General features: G+C 71.3%; 18 protein-coding genes. 11 read left to right on the plus strand and 7 right to left on the minus strand.

The annotated features are described in order from the left end of the window. Positions 1-24: 24 nt before the first annotated feature. Entirely contained in the window at positions 25-516 is a 492-nt protein-coding gene (locus tag MXD95_RS13030; protein ID WP_250640863.1) for a hypothetical protein, read from the minus strand. Between the two features lie 267 nt (positions 517-783). On the opposite strand from MXD95_RS13030, the gene MXD95_RS13035 reads away from it, so the two are divergent. Continuing rightward, positions 784-1,047, plus strand: a complete 264-nt coding sequence (locus MXD95_RS13035) for a DUF2277 domain-containing protein (RefSeq protein WP_250640864.1) — start codon at positions 784-786, stop codon at positions 1,045-1,047. A gap of 280 nt (positions 1,048-1,327) precedes the next feature. Here MXD95_RS13035 and MXD95_RS13040 read toward each other — a convergent pair whose 3' ends face one another. Beyond that, positions 1,328-1,510, minus strand: a complete 183-nt coding sequence (locus MXD95_RS13040) for a hypothetical protein (RefSeq protein WP_250640880.1) — start codon at positions 1,508-1,510, stop codon at positions 1,328-1,330. 140 nt (positions 1,511-1,650) lie between these two features. Then, positions 1,651-4,272, minus strand: coding sequence for an MMPL family transporter (locus MXD95_RS13045; protein ID WP_250640865.1), 2,622 nt, complete (start codon positions 4,270-4,272; stop codon positions 1,651-1,653). A gap of 1,257 nt (positions 4,273-5,529) precedes the next feature. Between MXD95_RS13045 and MXD95_RS13050 the strand changes: the two genes are divergently transcribed. Both MXD95_RS13050 and MXD95_RS13055 read left to right on the plus strand, forming a co-directional pair. Further along, positions 5,530-6,828: a cytochrome P450 gene (locus MXD95_RS13050; RefSeq protein WP_250640866.1), complete on the plus strand. Its 1,299-nt coding sequence runs from the start codon at positions 5,530-5,532 to the stop codon at positions 6,826-6,828. 178 nt (positions 6,829-7,006) lie between these two features. Then, on the plus strand, positions 7,007-7,540 hold the full coding sequence (locus MXD95_RS13055; protein WP_250640867.1) for a CPP1-like family protein: 534 nt from the start codon (positions 7,007-7,009) through the stop codon (positions 7,538-7,540). A gap of 123 nt (positions 7,541-7,663) precedes the next feature. On the opposite strand, the gene MXD95_RS13060 is transcribed toward MXD95_RS13055, so the two are convergent. Both MXD95_RS13060 and MXD95_RS13065 read right to left on the minus strand, forming a co-directional pair. After that, positions 7,664-8,578 (minus strand): DUF6461 domain-containing protein, encoded by a 915-nt coding sequence (locus MXD95_RS13060; protein WP_250640868.1) that lies wholly within the window; start codon positions 8,576-8,578, stop codon positions 7,664-7,666. A 142-nt stretch (positions 8,579-8,720) separates the two neighbouring features. Then, positions 8,721-10,424: a metallophosphoesterase gene (locus MXD95_RS13065; RefSeq protein WP_250640869.1), complete on the minus strand. Its 1,704-nt coding sequence runs from the start codon at positions 10,422-10,424 to the stop codon at positions 8,721-8,723. 423 nt (positions 10,425-10,847) lie between these two features. Here MXD95_RS13065 and MXD95_RS28925 point away from each other — a divergent pair, with 423 nt between their 5' ends. The 3 genes from MXD95_RS28925 (at position 10,848) to MXD95_RS13080 (ending at position 14,238) form a co-directional block, all read left to right on the plus strand. Next, positions 10,848-11,624 carry a FadR/GntR family transcriptional regulator gene (locus MXD95_RS28925; RefSeq protein WP_308301488.1) on the plus strand — a complete coding sequence of 259 codons (777 nt, stop codon included), beginning with the start codon at positions 10,848-10,850 and terminating at the stop codon, positions 11,622-11,624. 337 nt (positions 11,625-11,961) lie between these two features. Further along, positions 11,962-12,927: an FkbM family methyltransferase gene (locus tag MXD95_RS13075; RefSeq protein ID WP_250640870.1), complete on the plus strand. Its 966-nt coding sequence runs from the start codon at positions 11,962-11,964 to the stop codon at positions 12,925-12,927. Between the two features lie 225 nt (positions 12,928-13,152). Next, a complete protein-coding gene (locus MXD95_RS13080; protein ID WP_250640871.1) occupies positions 13,153-14,238 on the plus strand; it encodes an MBL fold metallo-hydrolase in 1,086 nt (361 codons plus the stop codon). A 30-nt stretch (positions 14,239-14,268) separates the two neighbouring features. Here MXD95_RS13080 and MXD95_RS13085 read toward each other — a convergent pair whose 3' ends face one another. Beyond that, positions 14,269-15,240: an aldo/keto reductase gene (locus MXD95_RS13085; protein ID WP_250640872.1), complete on the minus strand. Its 972-nt coding sequence runs from the start codon at positions 15,238-15,240 to the stop codon at positions 14,269-14,271. A gap of 198 nt (positions 15,241-15,438) precedes the next feature. Continuing rightward, on the minus strand, positions 15,439-16,383 hold the full coding sequence (locus MXD95_RS13090) for an alpha/beta fold hydrolase (RefSeq protein ID WP_250640873.1): 945 nt from the start codon (positions 16,381-16,383) through the stop codon (positions 15,439-15,441). Between the two features lie 379 nt (positions 16,384-16,762). Here MXD95_RS13090 and MXD95_RS13095 point away from each other — a divergent pair, with 379 nt between their 5' ends. The 5 genes from MXD95_RS13095 to MXD95_RS13115 all read left to right on the plus strand — a co-directional run. Continuing rightward, on the plus strand, positions 16,763-18,538 hold the full coding sequence (locus tag MXD95_RS13095; protein ID WP_250640874.1) for an MFS transporter: 1,776 nt from the start codon (positions 16,763-16,765) through the stop codon (positions 18,536-18,538). Between the two features lie 25 nt (positions 18,539-18,563). Further along, the gene (locus tag MXD95_RS29620) at positions 18,564-18,857 is read left to right on the plus strand and encodes a Na+/H+ antiporter NhaA (protein ID WP_250640875.1); all 294 of its coding nucleotides are present in this window, start codon (positions 18,564-18,566) and stop codon (positions 18,855-18,857) included. A 1,039-nt stretch (positions 18,858-19,896) separates the two neighbouring features. Then, complete coding sequence (locus MXD95_RS13105; RefSeq protein WP_250640876.1) at positions 19,897-21,501, plus strand: NsdA family TPR-like regulatory protein; 1,605 nt, start codon at positions 19,897-19,899, stop codon at positions 21,499-21,501. Next, positions 21,498-22,256: a GNAT family N-acetyltransferase gene (locus MXD95_RS13110; protein ID WP_308301489.1), complete on the plus strand. Its 759-nt coding sequence runs from the start codon at positions 21,498-21,500 to the stop codon at positions 22,254-22,256. The genes MXD95_RS13105 and MXD95_RS13110 overlap by 4 nt, the downstream gene beginning before the upstream one ends. A gap of 808 nt (positions 22,257-23,064) precedes the next feature. Beyond that, positions 23,065-25,097, plus strand: a 2,033-nt coding sequence (locus MXD95_RS13115; protein WP_285223625.1) for a type I polyketide synthase, incomplete at its 3' end; no start/stop codon positions are given.

Below are 25,097 nucleotides of genomic sequence, written 5' to 3' on the forward strand. Positions count from 1 at the left end.
GCGTGGCCAACCGGGCGGTGTCCGTCAGCGGCGTTCGAAGACCCACGCAGCGGCCAGGGCGGCGCCGACGATGACGCCGACGATCAGGATGCCGCCAAGCACGAAGAAGCCGACCGTCTTGACCAGGGCGACGACGACGGGCAGCGCGGCCAGCAGCAGGTAGGGCCCGCGGGTGCGCACCGGCGTGTTGGCGATGGCGGCGATGCGCTGCGCCGCGGTGACCCGGGAGAGGTTCATCTGGTCCGACACCGACGGCATCAGCCGGATCGTGCTCCAGGTCAGCGCCACGAACGCCAACGTGAGCAGGATCGCGTAGATGAGGCCGAAGGCGTGCCCGAACGCCTCGAACGACGCGCCCGCCGCGACCACGGTCACCACGAGCGGCTGGTACCAGCCCGTCGTGCGGTCCTGCCCGGCCTGGCTGACCAGCCGGCGTGCCTGGGCGAAGCGGGTAGCACGCCGCCCTCGGCCGCCCCGGCCAGGATCAGCCGATTCGCCATAGTAGCCGTCCGCCATGACCGCCTGACTCCCTTCGGACCGAGTGCCGACCGGACCTGCACCGGGATGGTTCTGGCTCGACCAGCCGGCGCCGACCGGATCGCCCTGCGCGGAGCAGGACGCGGCCCGTCCTATTGTCCCCCTTCTCGCGGGACGCGGGCACAGAACGCGTCCCGCGGGTCCACCCTCGGGCACGAACCAGCCCACTCCAGACGGCCAGCGGGCACCGGTCGACCTGAGGCGCCGAGGGTCGCGACGACCGCTATCGGGAGCTACCGTAGCGCCATGTGCCGCAACATCACCGAACTGCGGGGGCTCGAGCCGCCGGCGACCGACGACGAGATCGAGGCCGCCGCCCGCCAGTTCGTCCGGAAGGTCAGCGGCGTGCGCCGCCCGTCGCCGGCCGCGGACGACGCCGTCGAGATGGCCGTGGCCGAGGTGGCGGCGTCGGTACATCGCCTGCTCGGGACCCTGCCCGCCCGCCGGCAGCCCCCCGCCACCGTGCCGCCACTGCGCCGCCCCGAGGTCCAGGCCCGCCTGGGCCGCTGACCCACCCCCATGATCCGATCCCGCCGAAGGCCAGGGAAGGATTCGGGGCCCGGATCCGCACATTTCCTTCGGCACGTTTCCGTACGATCGCCACCTGCGGTGACCGTGGGCCGGGGGGATGTGCTCTGTGGCCATTCCGCCTTCGGCTTATCGCCAGCGCGGCACGGGCAGCCGGTGGGCCGACGCGGCACGGCCGGTGCGTCGGCGCGGCACGGGAGCCGGCGCGGCACGGGAGCCGGCGCGGCACGGCCGGTGACGTCAGCGCCGCACGGCCAGCGGCTCAGCGGTGAGGGCCGCCGGCACGGGAGCGGCGCCGGCGGTTGCCCGAGTCGACCAGCCGCTCGGGCTGACGGCCGGCGATCGCGTCCGCCCGGTCGGTAGCCACGCTGTCGGCAATCAGTTCCCGGGTCCGGTTCTGCTCCTTGTCGTCCAGTCCGCTCAACAAGCTGTCGAACATGCTCACCTGGGTCCCCTTCGTCCTTCTCTAGGTGACGATTTCTGCCGTTGGATCGTCCCTTCCCGCATCGACTACCGATAAAGCACCGCATTGCGGCCGATCGGCGTCCGCCACCCCGCCTGCCGCTCGGCGCCGCCGCGGCGGCTCTACCGGCCGCTGCGGCGACCCCGGCCGGAGTCCGAGGGCCCCACGCCCGGCGCACCCGGGCCGTTGCGCCCGCCGCGGCGCGTGACCTCCGTCGTCGCCAGCCCGCTTGCCGGCACGCGCCTGAGCCCGACGACCCGCGCCGGCTGCGCGGACCCGGCGCCGCCGGCGACTCCCGCAGAGGCCGGGGCTGTGCCGGCCGTGCCGGCGCCTCGGGACCCGGTGCGGCGCGCGACCGGCATCGTCATGGTCGACGTGGCGGGTGCCGACACGCCGTCCCCCCGGGCACCCATGTGGACGACGAGGCGCGCCGAGTCTCGCGCCGGGGCGCCGCGACGTCGCGCGGCCCCGTTCCGGCGCCGGATGCCCACCGTCCGTGCGGCCGCGGTGGCATCGTTGTCGGCCTGCGCCCCGCCGGCGGTCATGGACGCGCCGAGGCCGACAGCCGCGCCCATGCCCTGGGCCGCGGCGGTTCTGACGCCGGCCATCCGGTTGGAACGGCCGCCGTGTCCGGCCTGCCTGGAGCTTCGGCCCGGCCGGATGAGGTGCAGCAACGCGGGCAGCAGCAGGACCCGCACGACCAGTGCGTCAAGGACGACGCCGACGGACAGCCCGATACCGAGCAGCTTCATGATCCGCAGATCCTGCGCGGTGAGCGCGGAGAAGACCGCCACCATGACCATGCTGGTGGTCATGGTGGCGTGGCCGACGTCGGCTTGTCTGGTGCTGATCGCCCGACGCTGGTCGACAGCGGCGCTGGCGGAACGCAGGCTGCTGAGCATCGTCAGGTGCATCCCGATGGCCAGGCCGAACACGACGATCAGGATGATGCCGAGCAGGAACGGCTCGACCGGACTTGATCGGATGCCGAGGCGGGTCGCGAATCGCCCGTCGGTGAACACCGCGGTGATCACGCCGAGGGTGGCCGCGAGGGCGAGCAGGCTCGCCGCCATCACGGCGAGGCCGTGGCGCACCGAACGTAGGGCGAACACCGCGGTCAGCCCCAGCACGAGCAGTTCCAGGGCGAGGAAGGCCGGCACCGCGTGCGAGAACCCACTCGCCATGTCGTCGTAGATGGCGGCCTGTCCGCCGATGCGGATCGTCAGGCCCGACCCTGCGGCCAGCGCCGGCACGGTCTGTTCGCGCAGCCGGTGCACCAGTGCGGTCGCGCCGCTGGCACGCGGCCCGTCCGCGGGCAGCACCTGGATGACCGCTCCGCCAGCCTTGTCGTTACGTAGGGACGGGAAGGCATGGCGAACGCCCGGAGTCCGCTCGATCGCCTTGATCACGCCCGGGATCGGGTCGGGCTGGCCAGCGCGCAGACCGGTCACCACCGCGAGCATGGGGCCGTTCAACCCGGGGTAGTACTCCTGGCTGATCACGTCGTAGGCCCGGCGGGTGGTGGTGGTCGTGCGGTCGGTGCCGTTGTCTCCGCCGCCGAGTTTCAGCCCGGCCGCGGGCAGGGCCAGCACGACGAGCACCAGCACGGCAAGGCCCGCGAGGACCTGTGGATAGCGGGCGACCGCCTTCGCCCACCAAAAGTGCAGGCCGCGCCGGACGGGCAGTCCGATGCCGCTCTGGCGCAGATGGGTCCGTTCCGTCCAGACCAGCAGGCCACGCCCGGTCAGACGCAGCGCCGCGGGCACGAGCGTTACCACGGCCAGCACGCTCACCATCGCCGATACGAACCCGGCCAGGGCCAGGCCGTCGAGCACGCTCAGCCTCAGCGCACTCGTCGCGAGCATCACCGCGGCGAGTCCCAGGCTCCCGACGACCGTGGCCCGACCGGGGTGACGCAGCGCCGAACGGGCCGCCTGCGGCGGGTCCAGGCCGGCGCGCAGCTCGGTCTGGGTGCGATGCACGACGACGACGCCGCTGCCCAGCGTCATGCCGAAGGCAAGCACGAGCGTAAGCAGCGGTGCCAGGCTGTTGACGCTGGCGTGCCGCGACAGCAGCATCGCCAGCGCCAGCGACACCCCGGCCGCCGCGACCGCGACGACCATGCACACGGCGACCGCCGCCGGCGCCCGCAGCGTCATCGCCAACACCAGCAGGGCGACGCCGACGGCAAGCAGGATCGGCCACGTGGAGATCCCCGCCTGCGTGACGATGGTGGTGCCGGGACCGGCCACCTCGACCTGGATGTCAGGTCCGTCGTAGGCCCGAGCGGCGTCGATCAGCCCGTTGATCGCGGCGTGATCCGGCTCGATCGCCTTCCCCTTCATCAGTACGGAGACGATCGCGGTCCGTCCGTCCGCGCTCAGGGGCGACTGGCCGAGTGGGACCTCCGCCGCCGGGCTGTACGGGTCGAACGGGGCCGCGACGCCCGGCACCGTGCTGATCTGCGAGAGCATCGCGGCGATGCGCGCCCGCACCGTCGGCGACTGCACGGTGCCGGTACGCGCCCGTACGACCACCGTCTCCAGGTCGGGCAGCGATCCGGAGGGCAGAAGTGCCCCGGCGACTTTGTTGGCCTGCTCTGACTCGGCGTCGGGGCCGGCGAGTTCCAGGGAGTATTTCGCCCCGACATGCAGCGCGAGCGCGAGGGTGGCCACCAGGGACGTCAACCACATCGCGATGACGAGCCAGCGGTATCGCTGACACCAGCGCACCAGCAGCACCACAGGCCTCACCCTCCGGCACACAACGGGCCGGCTATATGGCCCTTTGGGAAAATTGTCGGAATTTCCTGCGGCAAATCTGTCCCACCGACGCGCAGCGCGTCAACACGATCCGCGACCAGTCCGCCAAGATGGGCACTCCGGTGGCGGCAGTGGGCAGCACCACCGAGAGCCGGCGGCAACATCGGCGAAATGACCCTGGAACGCCGGGTCCCGGGGACCACACACCATCGCCGGCTCCGCCTCCGACGCCACCGCCACGCCGCACCCCGCCGCCGTGGCCTGCGTGCCCACGCCCGCTTCGACCGGCCCAGACGCTCGTCGCCCACATCTCTGTCGCGGACTGGGCGGGCCCCGCGGCGGCGGCCGGACGACGGACCACAGCCACCTCGCTCCGCCGCCGGAGCCTGCCCCCTGGTCACCACCAGCGGGTAGTCGCACGCCAGGCCACCGCCGCCCGTCGATCATCCCAGCCCGTCGGTGCTACGACGAAACGGCTGCCTCCCTTCGGCGGCGTCGACGCGGGATCGCCGTCAGCCGGGATCGCCCTGGGCCGGGATCGCCCTGGGCCGGTGCGCCATGGGCCGGAGAGGCCATGGGCCGGGACCGCCATCAACCGAGGTGCGCCATCGACGGTGGATCGGTGCCGCACGCCGAGCACCGGCGGGCCCGCATCGCCCTCGCGGAGGGTTGGCCACGGGAAGCGCAGGGCAGACGGCCGCCGGACCTGACTGCCGCCCGGGCCAGGTCCGCGCCAAGGGTCCAGGGTTGACCTCGAACGCGGCGCCACTCCCTGGCAACCACATGCCAATCCGCGGGACAGACTCCACCATCAAGCCTGATCCTTGCGCATTCATGCCAGAAAGCGACTATCCGCCGGATTCGCACAACGGGCCACCAATGAGCCATGCGAGGATGAGCCGCACTCCGGAGCAAGTCAGAACAGTCCCGTGACTCTCTCGGCCACCCTCGACGCGACCAGCAACGCGATCCGCTGTCGTCACCTGTTCCCACGGCTCGGCTTCCGACTGTCGTCAGTTTCCAACCGGCCTCGGTTTCCGACAGTCGTCCGTCTTCCACTGTCGTCAGTTTTCGACAGCGGCGGATTTTCCGCTGCCGTCGATGTTCGACGGTCGCCGGCTTTCAACGGTTGCCAGATTTCCGCTGTCGCCGACGTTCAGCCTTCACCGAGGCCGGTTCTTCACACGCCCCCAGCTCGGTGCTCTGCTGCCCCTCGGCCCCGAAAGGAGTCCGATCCCGATGTCGGTCACCGAAGTCGTGCCCAATGACCAGGACATTCCGTCATTCCCGTTTGCCGACACCTTCCTGCCGCACACGTCCACACGCATCGCCGAACTCGCCCGGCAGGGACCGGCCACCCGGGTGCGCTTCGGCCCCGCCCAACTGCCGATCTGGCTGATCGTGCGGGCCGCGCCGGCTCGCACGATGCTCGCCGACCCCCGTTTCTCCCGCACCCGCACCCTCGCGTTCAACCCGCCCCTGACCGCGGGGCAGATTCCCGACCCCAACTCGCTGCTCTGGCTCGACCCGCCGGCGCACACCCGCATCCGTCGCCTGGTCAACGCCGGTTTCGCCCACCGCCGGATCGAACGGATGCGACCGTTCATCGCCGCGACGGCCCGAGAGCGCATTGACGCGATGGTCGCGCAGGGCGCCCCGGGCGATCTGCGGCCTCTGGCCTTCCAGCTGCCCATCGAGGTCATCTGCCATCTACTCGGGGTTCCGGACCTCGACCGGGAGAAGGTCCGTACCTGGAGCGAGTCCCTGTTCCGTTTCCATCTCGACCCGCAGGGTGCCGCCGCGGGTCTCGGTGCGCTGTACGGCTACCTGGGCGAGCTCGTCCGATCCCGCCGTGCGGCCCGGACATCCGCGCCCGACGCCGGCCAGGACGTCACCGGCGCGGGGGCACCGAAGTCGCCGGGCCTTCTCGACGTCATTCTCGACGCCTATGACGAGGGCGCCGCCAAGGTGGGTCACGGCTCGTCCGAGCCGGACGAGGCACCCCTGACCGAGGCCGAGCTGCACTCGCTGACCATGACGCTGCTGGTGGGCGGGTTCGAGACGACCGCCGGTGTGATGACCAATGCACTGACCACACTGCTCGACGACCGCTCCCGGTGGGAATGGCTGCGCACGCGTCCGGAGGCCCTGCCGAACGCCGTCGAGGAACTGTTGCGCTACCACCCGCTGTCGATGACTTTTCCCCGGGTGGCCACCGAGGATGTCGACCTCGGTGGTTTCGTCGTCCGCGCCGGGGAGGTCGTCGTCGTGCCGCTCGCGGCCGTCAGCCGCGACCCCGCGCTGTTCCCCGACCCGGACCGCCTCGACCTCACCCGCGAGCCCGTGCCCAACCTGACCTTCGGCCATGGACCGCATCACTGCATCGGCGCGCATCTGGCCCGGGTCGAACTGACCGAGATGCTCACCGCGCTGTTCGAGAAGCTCCCCGGGCTGCGCCTGGCCGTCCCCACGGGCGACCTGCGGTATGAGGTCAAGGCACCCATCGGACGCCCCGAGACACTCCCCGTCACCTGGTAGTGAGCGCGCGGCTAGCGTTCGCCGGGGTCGGCGGGCGGCCAGCCGGGGGTCGGCGGGCACTTGGCGTCATCGCGTGGGGTAGCTCGTCGCGTCGCGTGGGTGACAGCGCGCCGCCGCGGGGTAGGGAAGGATCACAAAGTGATCGCCACACCGCGACGCAGGGAGAGAAGAAACCCCCATGACCAGGCCGCACGAGGCGGATGACGCCAGCGAAACCCGCTACACCCCACCCCCGGTCGCCACGCCCCCGGTCGTCACACCACCGGCAGGTCCGCCCGAGGCCGCGCCCTCGGGCGGCCACCCTCCCCACGACGGCCAACCCCCGTGGGGGCCAGGCCCGCAGGGCGGCCAGCCCAGCCCCTTCCCCACGCAGCAGGCCCATCCGGGCCCCGCGCCCGAAACCGGCGGCTACCTGCCCTACCCGGACACCGGCCGTGATCAGGCCGAGTACGGCGGCCGGGGGCCGCAGCAGGCGCGGCCGGGCGGCCCCGACGTGCCACAGGGGGAGCCGTCCGGCACGCGCACGCTGTGGATCATCGCCTACGTGCTGGCGGTGATCGGGCTGCTCGTGCCGTTCGTCGGCTTCGGCGCCATCGGCTGCGGCGCCGTGGCCTGGCGCCGGGGCAGCCGCCACGGCAGGACCGCGACCCTGGTGGCCATCGCCGCCACGATCATCGGATGGATCGTCGGCGTGCTCATCATCACCTCCTAACCCGCGCCATCATCAGGCGATCCCCCGCACCCAGCCACCCTCGGCGACCCTGCGTGGCTGACGATCACGCGACGCGTGCCCGTGGGAAGGGCATCGCGCGGTCCCTCCCCCGAGATCACGCGGTCATGTGCGCACCCGGTGAGCGAGCGAGTCGTTCCACAGGCGGTCGATGTCACCCGGATGCAGGCTGTGCCCCGTGAAGCGTTCGAGGATGAGCAGCCCCTTGGGCACCCGGTCCTCCCACCGGGTCAGGTCGATGCCGTCGAGCAGCGCCCGCTCCCCCGCCTCGAACACCAGGCTCTCGTTGATCTCCTCCGCCGCCAGGAGGCGGCCGGCGCGGGCGAGGCTCAGCCGGGTGACGGCGTTGATGTTCCAGAACACGCTGCCCGCCAGGCCGCCGCGGGACAGCGCGGCGACGCGCTCGCCGTCGGCGCCCGCGAAGCCGTTCTCCTCCATAACGATCACGACGTCCGCGCCGGGAACCGGGAGAAGGGCCAGCCAGCTGTCGCGGTCGGGGGCATCCATGAGCGAGTGCAGCGACCGTGCGCCGCCCGGGGCCGCTCCGAACAGCCTGAGGACCTCCTCCCATCCGGTGCCGACGACGACGGTGAGGGTCGCGGCCTCGCGGATCACCGAGGTGCGTCCGCGTACCCAGCGGTACTTCTCGTGCGGCGGCGGCGCCGGCTCGTCCTGCCCGCGCAACCGGTGCCCGAGCCGATCGGTCTGGCGCACGACGAGAGGCTCGGCGTGGGGCGCGGGCCAGACGAGCAGTTCGTAGCTCTCGTTGGCCGGGTACGGCCCGTCCGGTGCGGGATCGTCGCGGCCGCGGGCGGCGACCCGCATCCGGTAGTCGCCCGGCCAGGGCGGGGTCTGCTCGCGCAGCTGCCCGGGCACGGCCACGCCGGGCGCGCCGACCACCGAGGCGAACCCGGCCTCGGTATGCCAGCTGACCTCGACGATCTCGTCGTAGGCACGCTCCTGCCGATCGACGACCTCGGCGGATGGCGGCTCCGCCAGGACACTCAGCTGCACGCCCACCGCCCCATCCGCCCGTCCGGTGCGCACCAGCACCCCGCCGGGCACGACCTCGACCAGGCCGTTCAGGCGCCGCTCAAGGTGGCCGCCCGAGCGGCGCTGGCCAACCCGGGCGGCGGCGGCAGCGTCGCCCGGGCGGCCCGGATCAGTGCCGGTGGGGGACGGGGCGGGCCAGGGTGACGCGGTCGAACTCGGTGCCGTGCTCGTCGACGCCGCGCACGGTCAGGGTGGAGGTGCCGCCGGGGTGGCCGGGGTGGGACTCGACCGCGACGAAGGCGTAGTTGTCGAAGCGGGTGCGCGACCAGCTGATCGCCTCGGGCGTCTTCGTGCCGTCGGCGGCCCAGACGTAGCTGTTCGGGACGACGTTGGCGCCGGCGGCGACCTTGCCGCGGTAGGACTCGGCCTCGCCCGTCTGGAACTGGTAGCGCGGGCGGCCGGCGGAGCCCGCGGTGATGTAGATGGTGCCGTCCTTGGCCGGCTCGATCGTCGAGCCGTCGGGCGCCGCCCGGCCGGGGGCGTTGTTCCGGATCGGGTCGGTGCGCTCGAACAGATGGTTGTGCCCCTGGAGCACGAGGTCGACCTGGTAGGCGTCGAACAGCTTCGTCCACGCGCCGCGCACGCCGCCGTCGCTGGCGTGCTGGGAGGTCGTGGAGTAGGCGCAGTGGTGGAAGTAGGCGATGATGAAGTCGATGTCAGGGTCGTCGCGGTGGCCCTTGAGGGTCCGCTGCACCCAGGACGTCTGCGCGCCACCGGAGTAGCCGGTGTTCGCCTTGATCTCGAACGAGACGTCGTTGGCGTCCAGCGAGAGCACCGCGACGTTGCCGTAGACGAACGAGTAGACGCTTGGGCAGCCCTTGGGCCCGCCGGTCGGGAAGTCCAGGCGAGCCGCGTGGCCGCCGTAGCCGTGCGGCGAGTAGAGCGCCTCCATGTCGTGGTTGCCGGTGGCGAACATCCATGGGCTGCGCGCGGCGGAGAGCTCGATGTCCGACAGGTAGACGTCCCACACCGTCGGGTCATAGTTGTCGAAGCCGGTGGGCGGGGTTCCGGTGGTGGTGCGCTTGGGCGGCTTGCCGGCGCCGGACGGGTCGGCATAGCAGATGTCGCCGGCGAGCAGGTGGAACGCGGGATCCAGCCGGGCGATCGCCGCGGTGATGGCCGAGGCGTGGGCGACCGTCGGGGCGTTGTCGTCCTTGTAGTAGTTGTCGTCGAAGACGCCCTTGGGGTCGCCGGGCGGGGTGTGGTTCGAGCCGTGGTCGCCCATCATCGTGAAGCGGAACGGCCCGCCACCGCGGCCCTTCGCATGACCGGTGCGCACGGCCTGCAACGGTGTCGAGGCGCCACCGGGGACGCGGAAGCGGTAGTAGTACTCGCGGCCGGGGGCGAGGCGGTCGAACGCCGCGTGCACGTAGAACTGCTCGACGGACAGGATCGTGCCGTCCACCTGCGGGACCTGCGAGAGCAGCGGGCGGACCTCGGCCTCGACGGTGCCACCGAGGGCCCGGGTCGGGCCGATGTCGACGAGGATCCGGGAACGGCCCGGGTTACGGGAGAGCTGGCCGGCCAGGCGGAGCTGACGGGCGGGGTCGGCGCCGAATCCGGTGTGCCGGCCGCCGATGACCAGCGGCGCGTCGGCGGCCGTCGTCGCGTAGGCGGCCCGGCCGAACGGGGTCGTGCCCAGCGTCGCCGCGCCCGCCCCCGCAAGGCTGCCGAGCAGCATGCCGCGCCGGCTCACCGGCCGGCGGCGCAGGAAGGTCTGCAGCCAGTCATGCTGCTCCGCCACGGTCATGTCCCGGGCAAGGCGCGCGGGAACTCCGGACGCCACCACTTCGTCGGAAGGACTCACAGGCATGACGCCGAACGTAGGGCCACGTCCGCTCATCAACACCCACAAACGGGTGGACGTGCGCCGAAGATTGCGTAAACACCCTGGCTGAGCCGGGCGTCCGAGGCCGGCCGCGGACGAACCCCCCGCCGCCCACCACTGTCCGTTACCCACCATCGTCCTCCGATGTCGGATCCCCCTGCGGTCCGCCACCGTCGGCCTACGGCCGGGGCGTCCACCGACGGCCGTCACACGCGCCGCGGTCGCGCACGGTCCACCGGACAACATCAGACAAGGTCGGACAAGGTCGGACGGGAAACAGGAAATAGCGGAGGCGGATGGGCCGAAATCATGTTCGGCTGATTACGATCGTTTTTCGATAATGTTTCCTTTTATGATCATGGCCAGGGATGCGGTAGCTCGGCCAGTACCGCTCGATACGATGCCGCAGTGACACAGAAAGGTCAGCCGGACGGACACCGGGACCAGACCTCCGTACACCCGCCGGTATCGCGCGCGGAAAAGGTTTCACTCCGGCTCGCGCGCGCGATCGTGCGTCAGTTGGCGGTGCTGCCGCGCGGCGCCAGTCTGCCCAGTGAAGCCGAGATGATCTCCAGTTTCGGCGCCAGCCGCGGCTCGGTCCGCGAGGCACTGCGGATTCTCGAGGTCCAGGGACTGATCACGATCCGCCCGGGGCCGGGCGGCGGCCCGGTGCTCGTCGGCCCGCAGAGTTCCTCCCTCGGCCGTACCGAGGCACTGTTCTTCCACCTGCTGCAGGCCCGCTACACCCACCTGCTGCGGGCCCAGGCCGCGCTCGAACCGCTGATGGCCCGGCTCGCCGCCGCCAACCCCGACCGGGACGCGGTCCGCAGCCTGGAGCAGTTCACCGCGATCGGGACCGACGAGATCAACCCGTTCACCTACCCGGACTGCGCCAGCGCCTTCCACACGGCACTGATCGCCGCATCCGGAAATCCGGCGCTCGCGCTGATCTGCCAGTCCCTGTGCGACATCTCCCGGGCCCACATCTCCGCCCATGGCGGGCTGCATTCCGGGCCGGCCGATCGGCGGGCGACGTTCGACGACCACGCGGCGATCGCCTCGGCCGTCCTCGCCGGCAGTGCCGCCACGGCCGAGGCGCGGATGACCGCGCACATGGAGGTCGTCTACTCCCGTGTCCTGGCCGCCGGAAACGGCCTCATCGAGGAGATCGTCGACTGGCACTGAGCCCGCACGCGGCCGGGCCTCGGCCGTCGGTACCGCACTCCCACCAAACCCTTCCGTCAGGGTAGGTATTTCTTTTCCTGCGGCCCCGCTCGGGCGCTGAACCTGTTGACAGCGCGAACCTGTGGTTTTACGGTGACTGCCGTATAGCCGGAGCCGGCGGACGCGACTCCTGGCATTCAGACGACAGCTAGCTTCCAGACAATGCGCAGGTCCAGGAATCGAGTCCGGGAATCGAGCCGCCGCCTGTTTCCGGCGGGCTCCTTGTTTTCAGGCAGCAGTCAACACACGTTTCGGGGCGGGCGCGTTGTTTCGCCGCCGTCGACTGTCGGGGGTGCACATGCCGGTGGCGAGTCTGGCCGCACGCGTTGTCGGGCAGGCCAGGACGACTTTACGGCGCAACGAGCGGCTGCGCGGCGGGGTCGTCGCGGCCAAGGACGCCGCCTGGCAGGCCCGGGTGGCGCTCGGCGCCCTGCGGGGCGGCGGGATCGTCGTCGAGGACGAGTACGGCATCGCGCTTTACCTTCCCCCGGGGGAACGCGACCGGCTGCGCTCGCTGATGCGCCGGCCCGGAGACCGGCCCGCGTTCGCCCTGATGGACCGCCTGCTCGGCGCCGGTGACGTCGTGTTCGACGTGGGCGCCAACCTCGGCGTCTACAGCGTGCACGCGCAGCGCAACGTCGGCCCGTCCGGTCGGGTGTTCGCCTTCGAGGCGGTGCCCGCCACCGCCGACCGGCTCGCCCAGACCCTCGCGCTCAACGGGGCCACCGACGTCCAGGTCGTGCGGGCCGCCGTCGCCGAGACCGCCGGCACCGCCACGATGCACGTCTTCGACGACCCGGCCTGTGGCTGGAACTCGCTCGGCGACCATCCGATGTACGGCTACGACCGCGGCGCCGTGCGGCCGAGCTCCACGGTCGAGGTGCCCGCGATCACCCTCGACGGTTTCGCCGACGAGCGGCACCTCGACCGGGTCGCCCTGTGCAAGATCGACGTCGAGGGTTTCGAGCGTCACGTGTTCGCCGGCGCCAGCGGCCTGCTCGCCGAACACCGGATCGGCGTGCTCTGTTTCGAGATCAGCGAGGACGCGCTGGTCGGCGAGGGCGGTACTCCCGCCGAGGTGTTCGCCGCCCTCGACGTCCACGGCTACCGCACCTTCCGCCATGACGAGCCCACCGACACCCTCGTCGGCCCGATCGACCTCGACGCCGAGCAGCGCCGCCTCGCCACCGAGACCCAACGCCCCTACGTCGCCAACTACTTCTCCACCGCGCAGCCCGCGCTGCTCACCGCGAGTCCCGCCTGACCCCGCTTTCGGCCGGCCTCCCGGCCGGCTGGACATAACGGGCATTCCCGTGACGCGGCACACAGCGTCACGGCACTCTCAGGTGCGGTCGGATGCCCCGGTCAGACGCAGGTGCCATGATTAGCCTGCTAGCGGGTCAGCGAGACGCGAAGCCGGGACCGCACCGGGACGATCGGACGAATCCGAGATCACCGGGCGGTACCCGACGGTAACCGATCGGAACCGGTGCGGCCGGGATCGGGCAAGTGGTCGGAGGGATGCGCCATCAGCGGGACACCGTCGCCCTACGAGTGGGCCGAGCCGAACGTCGAGCAGGTCGAACCAGGGGTGTACCGGATACCGTTGCCGCTGCCGAACGACGGGCTGCGGGCGGTCAACGTGTACGCCCTGGAGCAGCCGGACGGACTTGTGCTCATCGACGCGGGCTGGTCGGTGCCCGAGTCGGAGAAGCGGCTCGAGACGGCACTCGGCCAGCTCGGGGCGGGCCTTGGGGACGTCCGACGGTTCCTCGTCACCCATATCCACCGTGACCATTACACCCTGGCCGTGGCGTTGCGGCGGCGGTTCGGGATGACGGTGGCGCTGGGCATCGGCGAGCGGCCGGCGCTCGAACGGACCCTGAACATCGACCGCGGGCGGGTCCGGGAGGAGCAGCACACAGGCATGCTGCGCCTCGGCGCCACCCTGCTCGGCGCGGAGATCGCGCGTGTGTTCAGCAGCCGTGCCGCCGAGCAGGAGGACGCCGCGGACGACTGGGAGCTGCCCGACGAGTGGATCGAGGCCCCGGTCGACGTGCCGCTGTCCGGCATCACACTGCGGGCGGTGCCCACCCCCGGCCACACCCGTGGGCATGTGGTGTTCCACAACGCCGAGCAGCGGCTGCTGTTCGCCGGCGACCACGTGCTGCCGACGATCACCCCGTCGATCGGGCTGAGCCCCGATCCGGGACCGCTGCCGCTGGGCGCGTTCCTCGACTCGTTGCGACTGGTCCGCCGGATGCCGGATGCCCGGCTGCTGCCCGCCCACGGATCGGTCACCGACAGCGTGCATGCTCGGATCGACGAGCTGCTCGCCCACCACGCGACCCGCCTCGACGTGGCCGAGGACTGCGTGCGTGCCGGCGCCGACACCGCCTTCGAGGTGGCCCGGGCGATGTCATGGACGCGCCGGCTGCGTGCCTTCGACGACCTCGACCTGTTCAACCGGATGATGGCCGTCACCGAGACCGCGGCGCACCTCGACCTGCTCGTCGCCCAGGGCCGCCTGCGCGACGGCGAGGTGGATGGCGTGCTGCACTATTCCCTGCCCTGAGCCGGCCCCCGCCGGGACGGGGCCGGCCGGTCAGCGGAAGCCGGCGGTCGGGTGCGGGGCGTAGGGCTTCTCCAGCTGGGCGATCTCGTCATCGGTCAGAGCGAGGTCGAGGGCCGCCAGCGCGTCGTCGAGGTGGGAGAGCTTCGTCGCACCGATGATCGGAGCACAGACGCCGGGCTTGGCGAGTATCCACGCCAGGGCGACCTGGGCGGGAGGGACGGCGCGGGAGGCAGCGGTGCGGGCGACCTCCTCGACGATCTGGCGATCGCCCTCGGCGTAGAGGGTGCGGCCGAACCGGTCGGTCTCGCTGCGCGCCGTCGTCTCGTCCCAGGGGCGGGTGAGCCGGCCGCGGGCCAGAGGGCTCCACGGAATCACGCCGATCCCCTGGTCGGCGCACAGCGGGAGCATCTCCCGCTCTTCCTCTCGATAGATCAAGTTGTAGTGATTCTGCATGACGGCGAAGCGGGTCCAGCCGTGGGCGTCGGCGAGGAACAGGGCCTTGGCGAACTGCCACGCCCACATCGACGAGGCGCCGAGGTAGCGGGCCTTACCGGCCCGCACCACGTCGTGCAGGGCCTCGAGGGTCTCCTCGAGCGGGGTGTCCGGGTCGAACCGGTGAATCTGGTAGAGATCGACGTAGTCGGTACCGAGCCTGCGCAGGCTCGCGTCAATCTCGGCCAGGATGGCCTTGCGGGAGAGGCCACCTCCGTTGGGGCCGGGCCGCATCCGCCCGTGCACCTTCGTGGCCAGGACGATCTCGTCGCGGTTGGCGTACCTGGCCAGCGCCCGCCCGGTGATCTCCTCGCTGCTGCCGTCGGAGTAGACGTTGGCGGTGTCGAAGAAGTTCACCCCGGCCTCGATCGCCCGGCGGAAGAACGGCTGCGCCGCCTCCTCGCCCAGCGACCACTCGTGGGGGCCCCGGGTGGGATCGCCATAGCTCATGCAGCCGAGGCACAACCTCGACACATCGAGTCCGGTCGAGCCCAGCTTCACATACCGCACCGAATCACCCTACTCTCAGCGACGACCAGGCTTCCGGTGGCAACCGGGCCCCATCAGTACTAACAGGCCGCCCAGCGCAGACCGCATTCCCACCGGGAGTGCACAGGAGCATCGCAGTCCTCATGCTGATCGTCACACCGTGATCGCGTGCTGTGGCGGCGCGCGGCGGCGGCGGCGGATCAGACGCCGTGGCCGTCGTCAGTCGGGGAAGACGAACGCGCGCAGGAGGCGGGTCAGCTCGGCGGGCTGGTCGCTCTGCACGGAGTGGCCGGCGCCGGGGACCGTCGCGTCCCGCAGCGACGGCAGCCGGCGGCGGAACTCCGTGACGTCGGAGTCGTGCACGAACACCGAACTGCCGCCACGGACGAGTAGCGTCGGGACGGTGATCGCGTCGACGTCGTTCCACAGCGGCAGCAGGTCGGCGATGTCCCGGTTGCCCTCGGGGCGCGGGCCGAACAGGTCGTAACGCCAGCTCCACCGGCCATCCGGCAGGCGGCGGGCGTTGTGCCGCACCCCACGGCGCACCGCCGCGGCGGGACGGTTCGGGCTCAGCGCCACGGTGCTGGCAGCCATCTGTTCGAACGTGTCGAACGTCGGCGGGCCGCTGATCAGCGCCACCGCGCCCCGGTCGGCGCCTTGCGGCATCCGGGCCGGGTCGGTGACCTGCGGGGTCACGTCGATGATCACCGCTCGGCGGCACAGGTCGGGGCGGGTCGCCGCCAGCCGGATCGTCGTCGCGCCGCCGAGTGACATCCCGACGATGGCGGCGGCCCGCGGCGCGACGGTGGGCAGCACCGCGGCCAGCGCGTCGGCGTTGCGCCACGGGCCGTAGTCGCGGTCGTCGCGCCAGGAGGAATGCCCGTGGCCGGGCAGGTCGATCGCGACCGCCGGGCGGCCCAGGCCCAGCACCACCGAGTCCCAGGTATGGGCGTTCTGGCCGCCGCCGTGCAGGAAGACGACCTCGGGTTCGGCGCTCCCCCACCGCAGGTAGCTCAGCCGCCCGCCCTCCGGCAGGTCCGCGAACCGCCGGCTGGCGTCCGGCCGGCCCGCGAACGGCAGGCCCAGTTCCTCGGCGTTCTCATGCAACAGGCCGAACTCGTCGTAGTCGTCGGCGCCCAGCGTGCTCTCGACATCGGTAGCCACGTCGCCCCTCTCCCGTGCCGTCCGGATTCCGGTTCCACTCTTGCGCCTTCCTCGCCGACGCGCTCGGGCCTGGCGCTGTTCCCTCACCGTGGGAGTCGGATCGGCGGCGCTCGGCAATGCGGGAGACGGAGCCCCTGGGACCTGTTATTACTATGAAGCAAGTAAGTATCCGACGGGGGCATGGCGCGGGATCGGCGTCCACCGGTGGCGCCTCGACCCTGCGATGCGACACGCCGCGGCACAACCGCCATCGCCCGCCCCGTCCTCTCGTGCGCCGGCGGCTGGTGCCCCCGCGGGTCCCGGCCGACCACGGACCCGAGCTGGTCACGAACGGTGAGCCGGTCACGGCAGAACGAGGAGGGATCGGACCAGGATGTCCATGGCGACAACGGGGCCAGCGGCGGGCGCGGGCAAGGGTACGGACAGCGACGAGGTCAGCTCGTCCTACCGCTGGGTGGTGTTGTCGAACACGACGATCGGCGTGCTGCTGTCGACGGTGAACAGCTCCATCGTCATCATCTCACTGCCCGCGATCTTCCGTGGCATCCATCTGGACCCGCTCACCCCGGGCAACGTCAGTTACCTGCTGTGGATCCTCATCGGCTACATGCTGGTCACCGCCGTGCTGGTCGTGACGCTGGGCCGGCTCGGCGACATGTTCGGCCGGGTCCGCATCTACAACGCGGGCTTCGCGCTGTTCACCGTGTCCGCGGTCGGGCTCACGCTCACCCCGTTCGAGGGGCCGTCGGGCGCACTGTGGCTGATCGGCTTTCGGATCGTGGAGGGGATCGGCGGCGCGATGCTGCTGGCGAACTCCACCGCGATCCTCACCGACGCCTTCCCGGCTCGCCAGCGGGGCATGGCGCTGGGCATCAACCAGGTCGCGTCGCTCGCCGGGTCGTTCATCGGGCTGGTGGCCGGTGGGCTGCTCTCCGAATGGGACTGGCGCGCGGTGTTCTGGGTGAGCGTGCCGATCAGCATCGTCGGCACGATCTGGTCGTACCGCAGCCTGCGCGACACCGGACGGCGGGTGGCCGCGCGGATCGACTGGTGGGGCAACATCACGTTCGCGATCGGGTTGTCGGTGATCCTCGTCGGCGTCACCTACGGTATTCAGCCCTACGGCGGGCATGTCATGGGCTGGACGAATCCCACGGTGCTCGGTGAGCTCATCGGCGGCGCGGTCTGCCTGGCGCTGTTCATCCTGATCGAGCGGCGGGTCACCCAGCCGATGTTCAACCTGGCGCTGTTCCGCATTCGGCCGTTCGCCGCCGGCAACGTCGCGATCCTGCTGTTCGCGGTCGCCCGCGGCGGCATGCAGTTCATGCTCATCATCTGGCTGCAGGGGATCTGGCTTCCCCTGCACGGCTACGACTTCGAGGACACCCCGCTGTGGGCCGGCATCTACCTGTTGCCGCTGACCTGCGGGTTCCTTATCGCGGGACCGGTGTCGGGATATCTGTCGGACCGGTTCGGCGCCCGCCTGTTCGCCACCGGCGGCCTGCTGATCGTCGCGCTCAGCTATCTCGGCATGCTGATGTTGCCCACGAACTTCAGCTATCCGGCCTTCGCCCTCCTGCTGGTGCTCAACGGGATCGGCGGGGGGCTGTTCTCCGCGCCGAACACGACGGCGGTGATGAACTCGGTCCCGCCGAACGCCCGCGGGGGCGCCTCCGGGATGCGCGGAACGTTCATGAACTCCGGGCAGGTGCTCTCCATCGGCCTGTTCTTCTCACTGATGATCGCGGGCCTGGCGTCCTCCCTGCCCGCCTCTCTGCACGACGGCCTGGCGTCCCGCGGCGTACCGGCGGATGTGATCAATCGGGTGGCCGAGCTGCCGCCGGTCGGCAGCCTGTTCGCCGCGTTCCTCGGCTACAACCCGATGCGCAACCTGCTCGGCGCCGACACGCTGAACCAGCTTCCCGCGGCGCAGGCCCACGACATCACCGGACGTGAGTTCTTCCCGCACCTGATCGCCTCGCCCTTCCATCACGGGCTGATCATCGTGTTCGGCCTCGCCACAATCATGTCGGTGATCGGCGCGCTCGCCTCGCTGCTGCGCGGCAAGCGTTACATCCATGTGGAGCCCACCCTTCCCGCTCCCGTCCACGAGGCCGACCCGGTGCCGTCCAGCTCGGACACCGCCGCGACCTAGTACGGCAGCCGTCTGGGCGGGCGGGGTGCATGTGCCGACGTCGGTGCGGGCGTTCCTGCTGGGACTGGCCGTCGTCGACGACCTCGGCGCGATCGCGCTGATCGCGATCCTGTTCACGGTCGTCGGACAACGACGGATTGGGCGGGGCTGCCCCGGAGGGCACCGGAACGCCGCCGGCGACGCTCCAGGCCACCGGATCGTTGTCGTGCTTCCTATCGGTGTGGCGAGTTCGACAGCACACATTCTCACCGGCATATCAACAGCGGATGCCCGCGCCCACGGCGATTCCAGCGGGAATGACTTCCAGCACTGGACTTGACCGGGATCGGGTGCGACACTGCGCCGCCCTCCCCCGCCGCCGGGCCGAAACGGCATCAATGCGTCCTCATTAGGCCGGGGCCGGCGGACGAAGGGCGCACAACCATCGACCCAACACGATCAATCTCTTCTCTCGATGCAGACCCAACCCCCGGCCGGGGCGACCAGCGGTGGGGCGATCGCCCGCCCGCGCGGCCAGCGACCACATGGTGATCATGAGGCGCGGGCGCACGAGTGGGCACCCGGTGGGCCGAGGAGGCGTCGCTCATATCGCCCATACCGACATGAATAGGTCGAAAACACGTGCCGCGAGGGGACTCCGTGGCGCCGAGCCAGGGGCACCGGGACCACGTCGGACACCTGCCCAGAGGCGGCCACAGGGCCGCGAGGCGGGCGTGGTGGCCACGTTCGGGGGCCCTCGTGGTCAGTTCGGGCCATGGATGACGCGGCCTCCGGACCCCCCGTGGGGCCCGGACGGGCCCTGGTGGGACGGCACTTTCTGGCTGGTGCAACGGCCAGAACGGCCCCAGGGCCCGCCGGGCACCGGCCCCCACTCCCACCCGGGCCGCCCCGGCGACATCGCGGGACCACCCACCAGGTGCCCTGACACGCTCCGAGAGCAATGAACCTCACACGGTGATTGCACATGCTCCTCGAACACGGCGAGGCGCACCCAGCCCACCGGCACCTCAACACGCCGGGCGGGCCCCACGGGCACCGATACGGTGTATCGCAGCGTCGCCGCGTAACGCGGCATGGTCCCGGGACAGCCCCGATGGCACCTCGCTCGGCCCGGCGGGGGCACCCGAACGGGCATGACCCAGGGGGCACCTCCGGTGGATGGTCACGGCGTTGGTCGACCGTCGGGTAGCCGTCGATCGCGGGACCAAGGTCCCGGATAACGGGCGCTGTGAGCAGGATGCGCCGGAATGTCCCCCCCATCCCGGGTAGTCCGCATCGCCACGGGGGTCTGATCCTGGCCGCCCGCAGTTGGGTGTGTGGTGTGGGCAACCTTCTCGTCCGCGAGGGGCACCGAGAGAGTGCTCGGTATTCCTGCCGAAGAGCGCTGCGGCGTCACGCAACATATCCGAAACAACGGCAATCGGATCATCGTGGATCCCGGCGCCACCCCGGCGGCAATCGCCTCCGGCGGCTCCGGGGAGGCCGTGGTTTCGGGTGGTGACACAGTTCGCCGTTGCTCGACGACAGAGTGCAACAGATGGGTGCCTGACCCGCAACGGCTCGTTGCACCCTCCGACATGGATGCGGCTGGGAGGTTCACGGTGGAGGCTGAACGGCAGCGCAATGACTCGCTTGACGAGCTGGCGGCCATGCTCCAGTCATTGATCGGAGACAACGAGACAAATATCAGCAGACTGGCCGAAAGGACTGGCTTCAAGCGGCAGCAGGTGTCCAGGGCGGTCAATGGGAGGGAGGTGCCTTCGCCAGACCTCTCCGACGCCCTGGATGTCGTCCTCCCGTGCGGGGGGGCGATTCGCCGGCTCCGCGACGCCGCCGATCGGGAGAAGCGGGCACGCCGCCTCGGCGTCGTCCCGCCGATGAGACGACCAACCGATGAATACGTCCCTGCACCGGAGGGGATGCTGATAGCCCATGGTGCACGGACCATTGACCATGAGGTGATTTCCACGAACCGGCGAGAGTTCGCTGCACTCCCGGCCCTGCCGGCCCTCTCAGCGATCGCGGCGTCCACCCGCCAGCGGATCGAGACGGGCAGCGCGTCGGACCGCACCCTCGACGAGCTGGAGTCCGACGTCGACGAGATCGCACAGGTCTACGGCTCCGCCCCGCATCTGGCCCTGTTGGGCGAGGTCGCGGAGCGCTGGAAGCAGATCGAGTCGATCCTCGACGGCCGGATGTCGGCCGGCACCCGGACCCGGGTGACCCTGCTCGGTGGGCAGCTCACGTACTTCCTCGGCCGGCTGGCGTTCAACACGAACGACTTCCGCTCGGCGCGCCGCTTCGCCGGGCTGGCCGGCACCTACGCGCATGAGATCGGCGAGCCGGTGCTCATTCTGTCGGTCGCGGCGCTGCAGAGCTCGATCGCCTATCACACGCAGCGCTACCGGCAGGCGATCGCGGCACTGAACGTCGTGCAGCATGTCCATCATCCGTACATGGATGGGAGAATCGCCGCCTATGAGGCCCGTGCGTATGCGAAGATGGGCGACGAGGATTCGGCCCGAATCTCCCTGAACCGGATGGAGGCAGCTGCCTGCACGATGGCCCCGATGCCGGGTGAGACGCCGGTCGGCCCAGCCGCCGTCGCCATGTTCCGGTCCGGAGTCGCTATCAACATGGGCGATGTCGACATGGCGCAGGAATGGGCACCGATCGCGATCGCCGGATATCAGCGGAAGGGGGGTGACTACACGGTAGAGGAATCACAGCACGCCTACATGTCGTATGCGTCGAAATTCCTTATCGGGCACAGCCCGGAACCCGAGGAGGCGGCCCGCATCGCGATGGATGTCATCCGGACGGCGCCGGACGATCTAACGCATACTGTCCGGGCGAGACTGCGCCAGTGCGCCTCCTCGTTCGCACCGTCACACCATCGTCTTCCCGCGGTCGCGTCGTTCCTGGAAGCGTGCCGCACCCTCCCGGCAGGCGGCACTGGATGACCACGGCAAAAGCGACCCTGGTGACCATTCCGACGCTGACCACGGAACGTCTGGTTATGCGTCCGTTGCGATCCAGCGATGTCCCGGGATTCGTCGCGATCTGGTCGGACCCCGAGTTCACCCGCTACATCGGCGGTCGTTGTGATCCGGACAGCGTGTGGCATGCGATGGCCGGCAACATCGGATGTTGGGCGCTGTCCGGTGTCGGCCCCTGGGCCGTGGTGGAACGGGCGAGCGGTGACCTCGTCGGTCGTGCGGGCCTGTGGACGGAACCGGGCTGGCCCGGCATCGAGGCGGTCTGGTTCATCCGCCGCGACCGGTGGGGCCGCGGCTACGCCCGCGAGGCCGGCACCGCCGCGATCAGCTGGGTGTTCGCCGAGCGCCCCGAGCTCGCCGAGGTGATCTCGGTGATCCTGCCCGAGAACACCGCGTCGGTCCGGGTGGCCGAACGGCTCGGCATGACCTGCGCCCGCCTGCAGCACCTGCACGGCGAACAGCATGCCGTCTACGCCACCGGCCGCGCGGCCTGGTACGACCGCCTGGCCGGCGCCGTCCCCCGTGGCCTCGCCGAACTGCCCGCGGCCGCGGCCGCCGTCCTGTCGGGCGCGTCCGCCGTTCCGGGCGCACCGGGTGTCCGCACCGCACCGGCCGGGCCCGGCGCCGCTGGCCGCCCTGAAGGCCCCAGCGCGCCCGCCGTTCGCGGCGTACCGGCCGTACCCAGCACACCTGCTGTTCCTGTACACAGCCCGAGCTGACCGTCCCGGGACACCGACCGCACGACGCCCGGCCCGCCGCCGCTGCGGCTCACGGCCCGGACGCCTCGCGGTCGGGCAGGCCGCCGGCCGATCCGTTCGATCGACCGCGACCTGCCCGACCGACCCCGTGCGGCCCGCGCCGGCGAGCCCTCCCCAGGCACGGCCGGCACAGCCGGCTCGGAACGACCACCGAACGCCCGCGCGTCCACGGCCGGCGCCGCCAGCCATGGTTCGGGGACGGTGGTGCCGGCGCCGCGACGCCCGGCGAGCAGTCCTCGTCGGCTGGCCGGTCTGGGTCGGCATCATCCTGATTGCCGCCGGGTTGGGTATCGGGCTGGGTGCGCGCGGAGCACCCGTGCGGCCATCCCACGAAAAGCCCGCCACCGCGAACCGTCGCCCCGACCGAAAGCCGCGCACCGGTTTTCCGAAGAGCACGCCGAACGCAGGCCGCTGGTTCCCCTGAGCCGACCTGCGAGAAATCGCGACCCTCGCCTTCCGGACCCGCCAGCGACGTTTTCTGTGCGCTGAGCACAGTTGCGAGCACCCTTGCCGACAACGCCCGCCATGTCACCGGCATAGCTCGCCCATCCCACCCATCGACGCAGGTCAGAGACCTGACACCGAGACCGGAACGAGCCGGAGACCGCACGGTCCGGCATGCGGAGAATAGCCGACATCGCCGGAGAAACGCACTTCGGTTTCGGCTTTCATGGAAAGGAACACCCGTGGTAGACATCGGTTTGCGCGACCGGAGACGAGTAGTTCCGGCCAATCGCCGCCGCAGACATACCGTCGGGAGAAGCTTCATATGGGCAACACAGCAGGATTCCTCGATTCGCCTCCGAAGCGGGTGGTCGGGCGGTCGGGCGAGAATGCGCGGGCATGGCGCAGCCGGTTGACCGGCCTGACCGATCATGCCCAGACAGGCGTTCTGCTCGACCTGTTCGAAACCGAGCTGGACCGGGTGGTCGGGCCGCGCGAGGGCAGCGTGCGCGGCCATCGCCACGCCCCGTGGCGCCGGCTGGGGGTCTACCGCGAGGCCGCGACGCGCCTGCGCGAGGGCATCAGCGAGACGACCGGGGTGCCCCTGCCGGCCACGGTGTTCTTTGATCAACCGACCCCGGCGGGCCTGGCGGCGCTCCTGCGCCAGGAGCTGCTGGGCCTGGACGAGCAGGCCTACACCGCCCACGCCCACGGGCTGTCGACCGCGCTGGGCGCGCAGCCGCTGGCGATCGTCGGGATGGCCTGCCGGCTGCCGGGCGGGGTGGACTCCCCCGAGGCGCTGTGGGCGCTGGTGGCCGAGGGTCGGGACGCCCTCGGCGAACTGCCGGACGACCGCGGCTGGAACCTCGACGATCTCTACCATCCGGATCCCGACCAGCTCGGTACCTCATACACCCGCCACGGCGGGTTCCTGGCCGGCATCGACCACTTCGACGCGCCCTTCTTCGGGATCGGTCCGCGGGAGGCCGCCGCCGTCGACCCGCAGCAGCGGCTCATGCTCGAGGTCAGCTGGGAGGCACTGGAACGCGCCGGGCTCGACCCGCGGGCGCTGCGCGGCAGCCGCACCGGGGTGTTCACCGGCGTCTCGTTGCAGGACTACGGCGCGGCCTGGCACCGGGCACCGGGTGAGACCCAGGGTCAGATGCTGACCGGCAACGCCTCGGGGATCATCGCCGGGCGGGTCGCCTACACCTTCGGCTTCGAGGGCCCGGCGTTGTGCGTGGACACGCAGTGCTCATCCTCGCTGGTCGCCCTGCACCTGGCCGGGCAGGCGCTGCGCGCCGGGGAGTGCGACATGGCGCTGGCCGGCGGGGTGACGATCATGTCAACGCCGAGCATGCTGGTGGAGTTCAGCCGCAAACGGGGCCTCGCGCCGGACGGGCGGTGCAAGGCGTTCTCCGCCGCCGCCGACGGCACCGGCTGGGCGGACGGCGCGACCGTCCTGCTGCTGGAGCGGCTCGACGACGCCCAGCGCCATCACCATCCGATCCTCGCGGTGCTGCGCGGCAGCGCGGTGAACGCGGACGGCGCGAGCAACGGGATGACCGCGCCGAACCGGGGCTCGCAGCAGCGGCTGATCTCCCAGGCGTTGGCCAACGCGGGCCTGCGGGCCGAGGACGTCGACGCCGTCGAGGCCCACGGCACGGGCACGGTGCTCGGCGACCCGATCGAGGCGCAGGCGCTGCTGGCCACCTACGGACGTTCCCGTCCCTCGGGCCGACCGCTCTACCTCGGCACGCTGAAGTCCAACATCGGCCACGCGATGGCCGCCGCGGGCGTCGCCGGAGTGATCAAGGCGGTGGAGTCGCTGCGCCACGAGCGGCTGCCCGCCACCCTGCACGTGGACGAGCCCACGCCGCACGTCGACTGGTCGCAGGACCGCCTCGCGCTGCTCACCGAGCCGGTGGACTGGCCGGCCCAGGCGGCCCGCGCCCGGCGCATCGGCGTCTCGGCGTTCGGCATCAGCGGGACGAACGCCCACGTCATCCTGGAGGAGGCACCCGCGGCACAGCCCGCCCCGGGCCTCGCCGAGATCATTCCGGCGCAGCGCGCCGCGCGGGACGGCAACTCCCCGGCGGATGGCAGTGCCCCGGCGGACGGCAGTGCCCCGGCGGACGGTGCCCCGGAGCGTGACGCCGAGCGGATCGCGGCCCGCCGCGGCACGCCGCAGCCGGTGGTCCTCGCCGGGCGCACCCCGGCGGCGTTGCACGCGGCCGCCGGCCGTCTCGCCGGCCGGGGCCGGGGGCCGCCCGCCGCGATTTCCATAACAAACAACCCCCCCGGCGGCGGGGGGGCGGGGGCCCCCACGACGACATGGTGCCCGTCCGTGCGCAGGTC

The organism is Frankia sp. AiPa1, assembly GCF_023243075.1.
Lineage (GTDB): Bacteria > Actinomycetota > Actinomycetes > Frankiales > Frankiaceae > Frankia.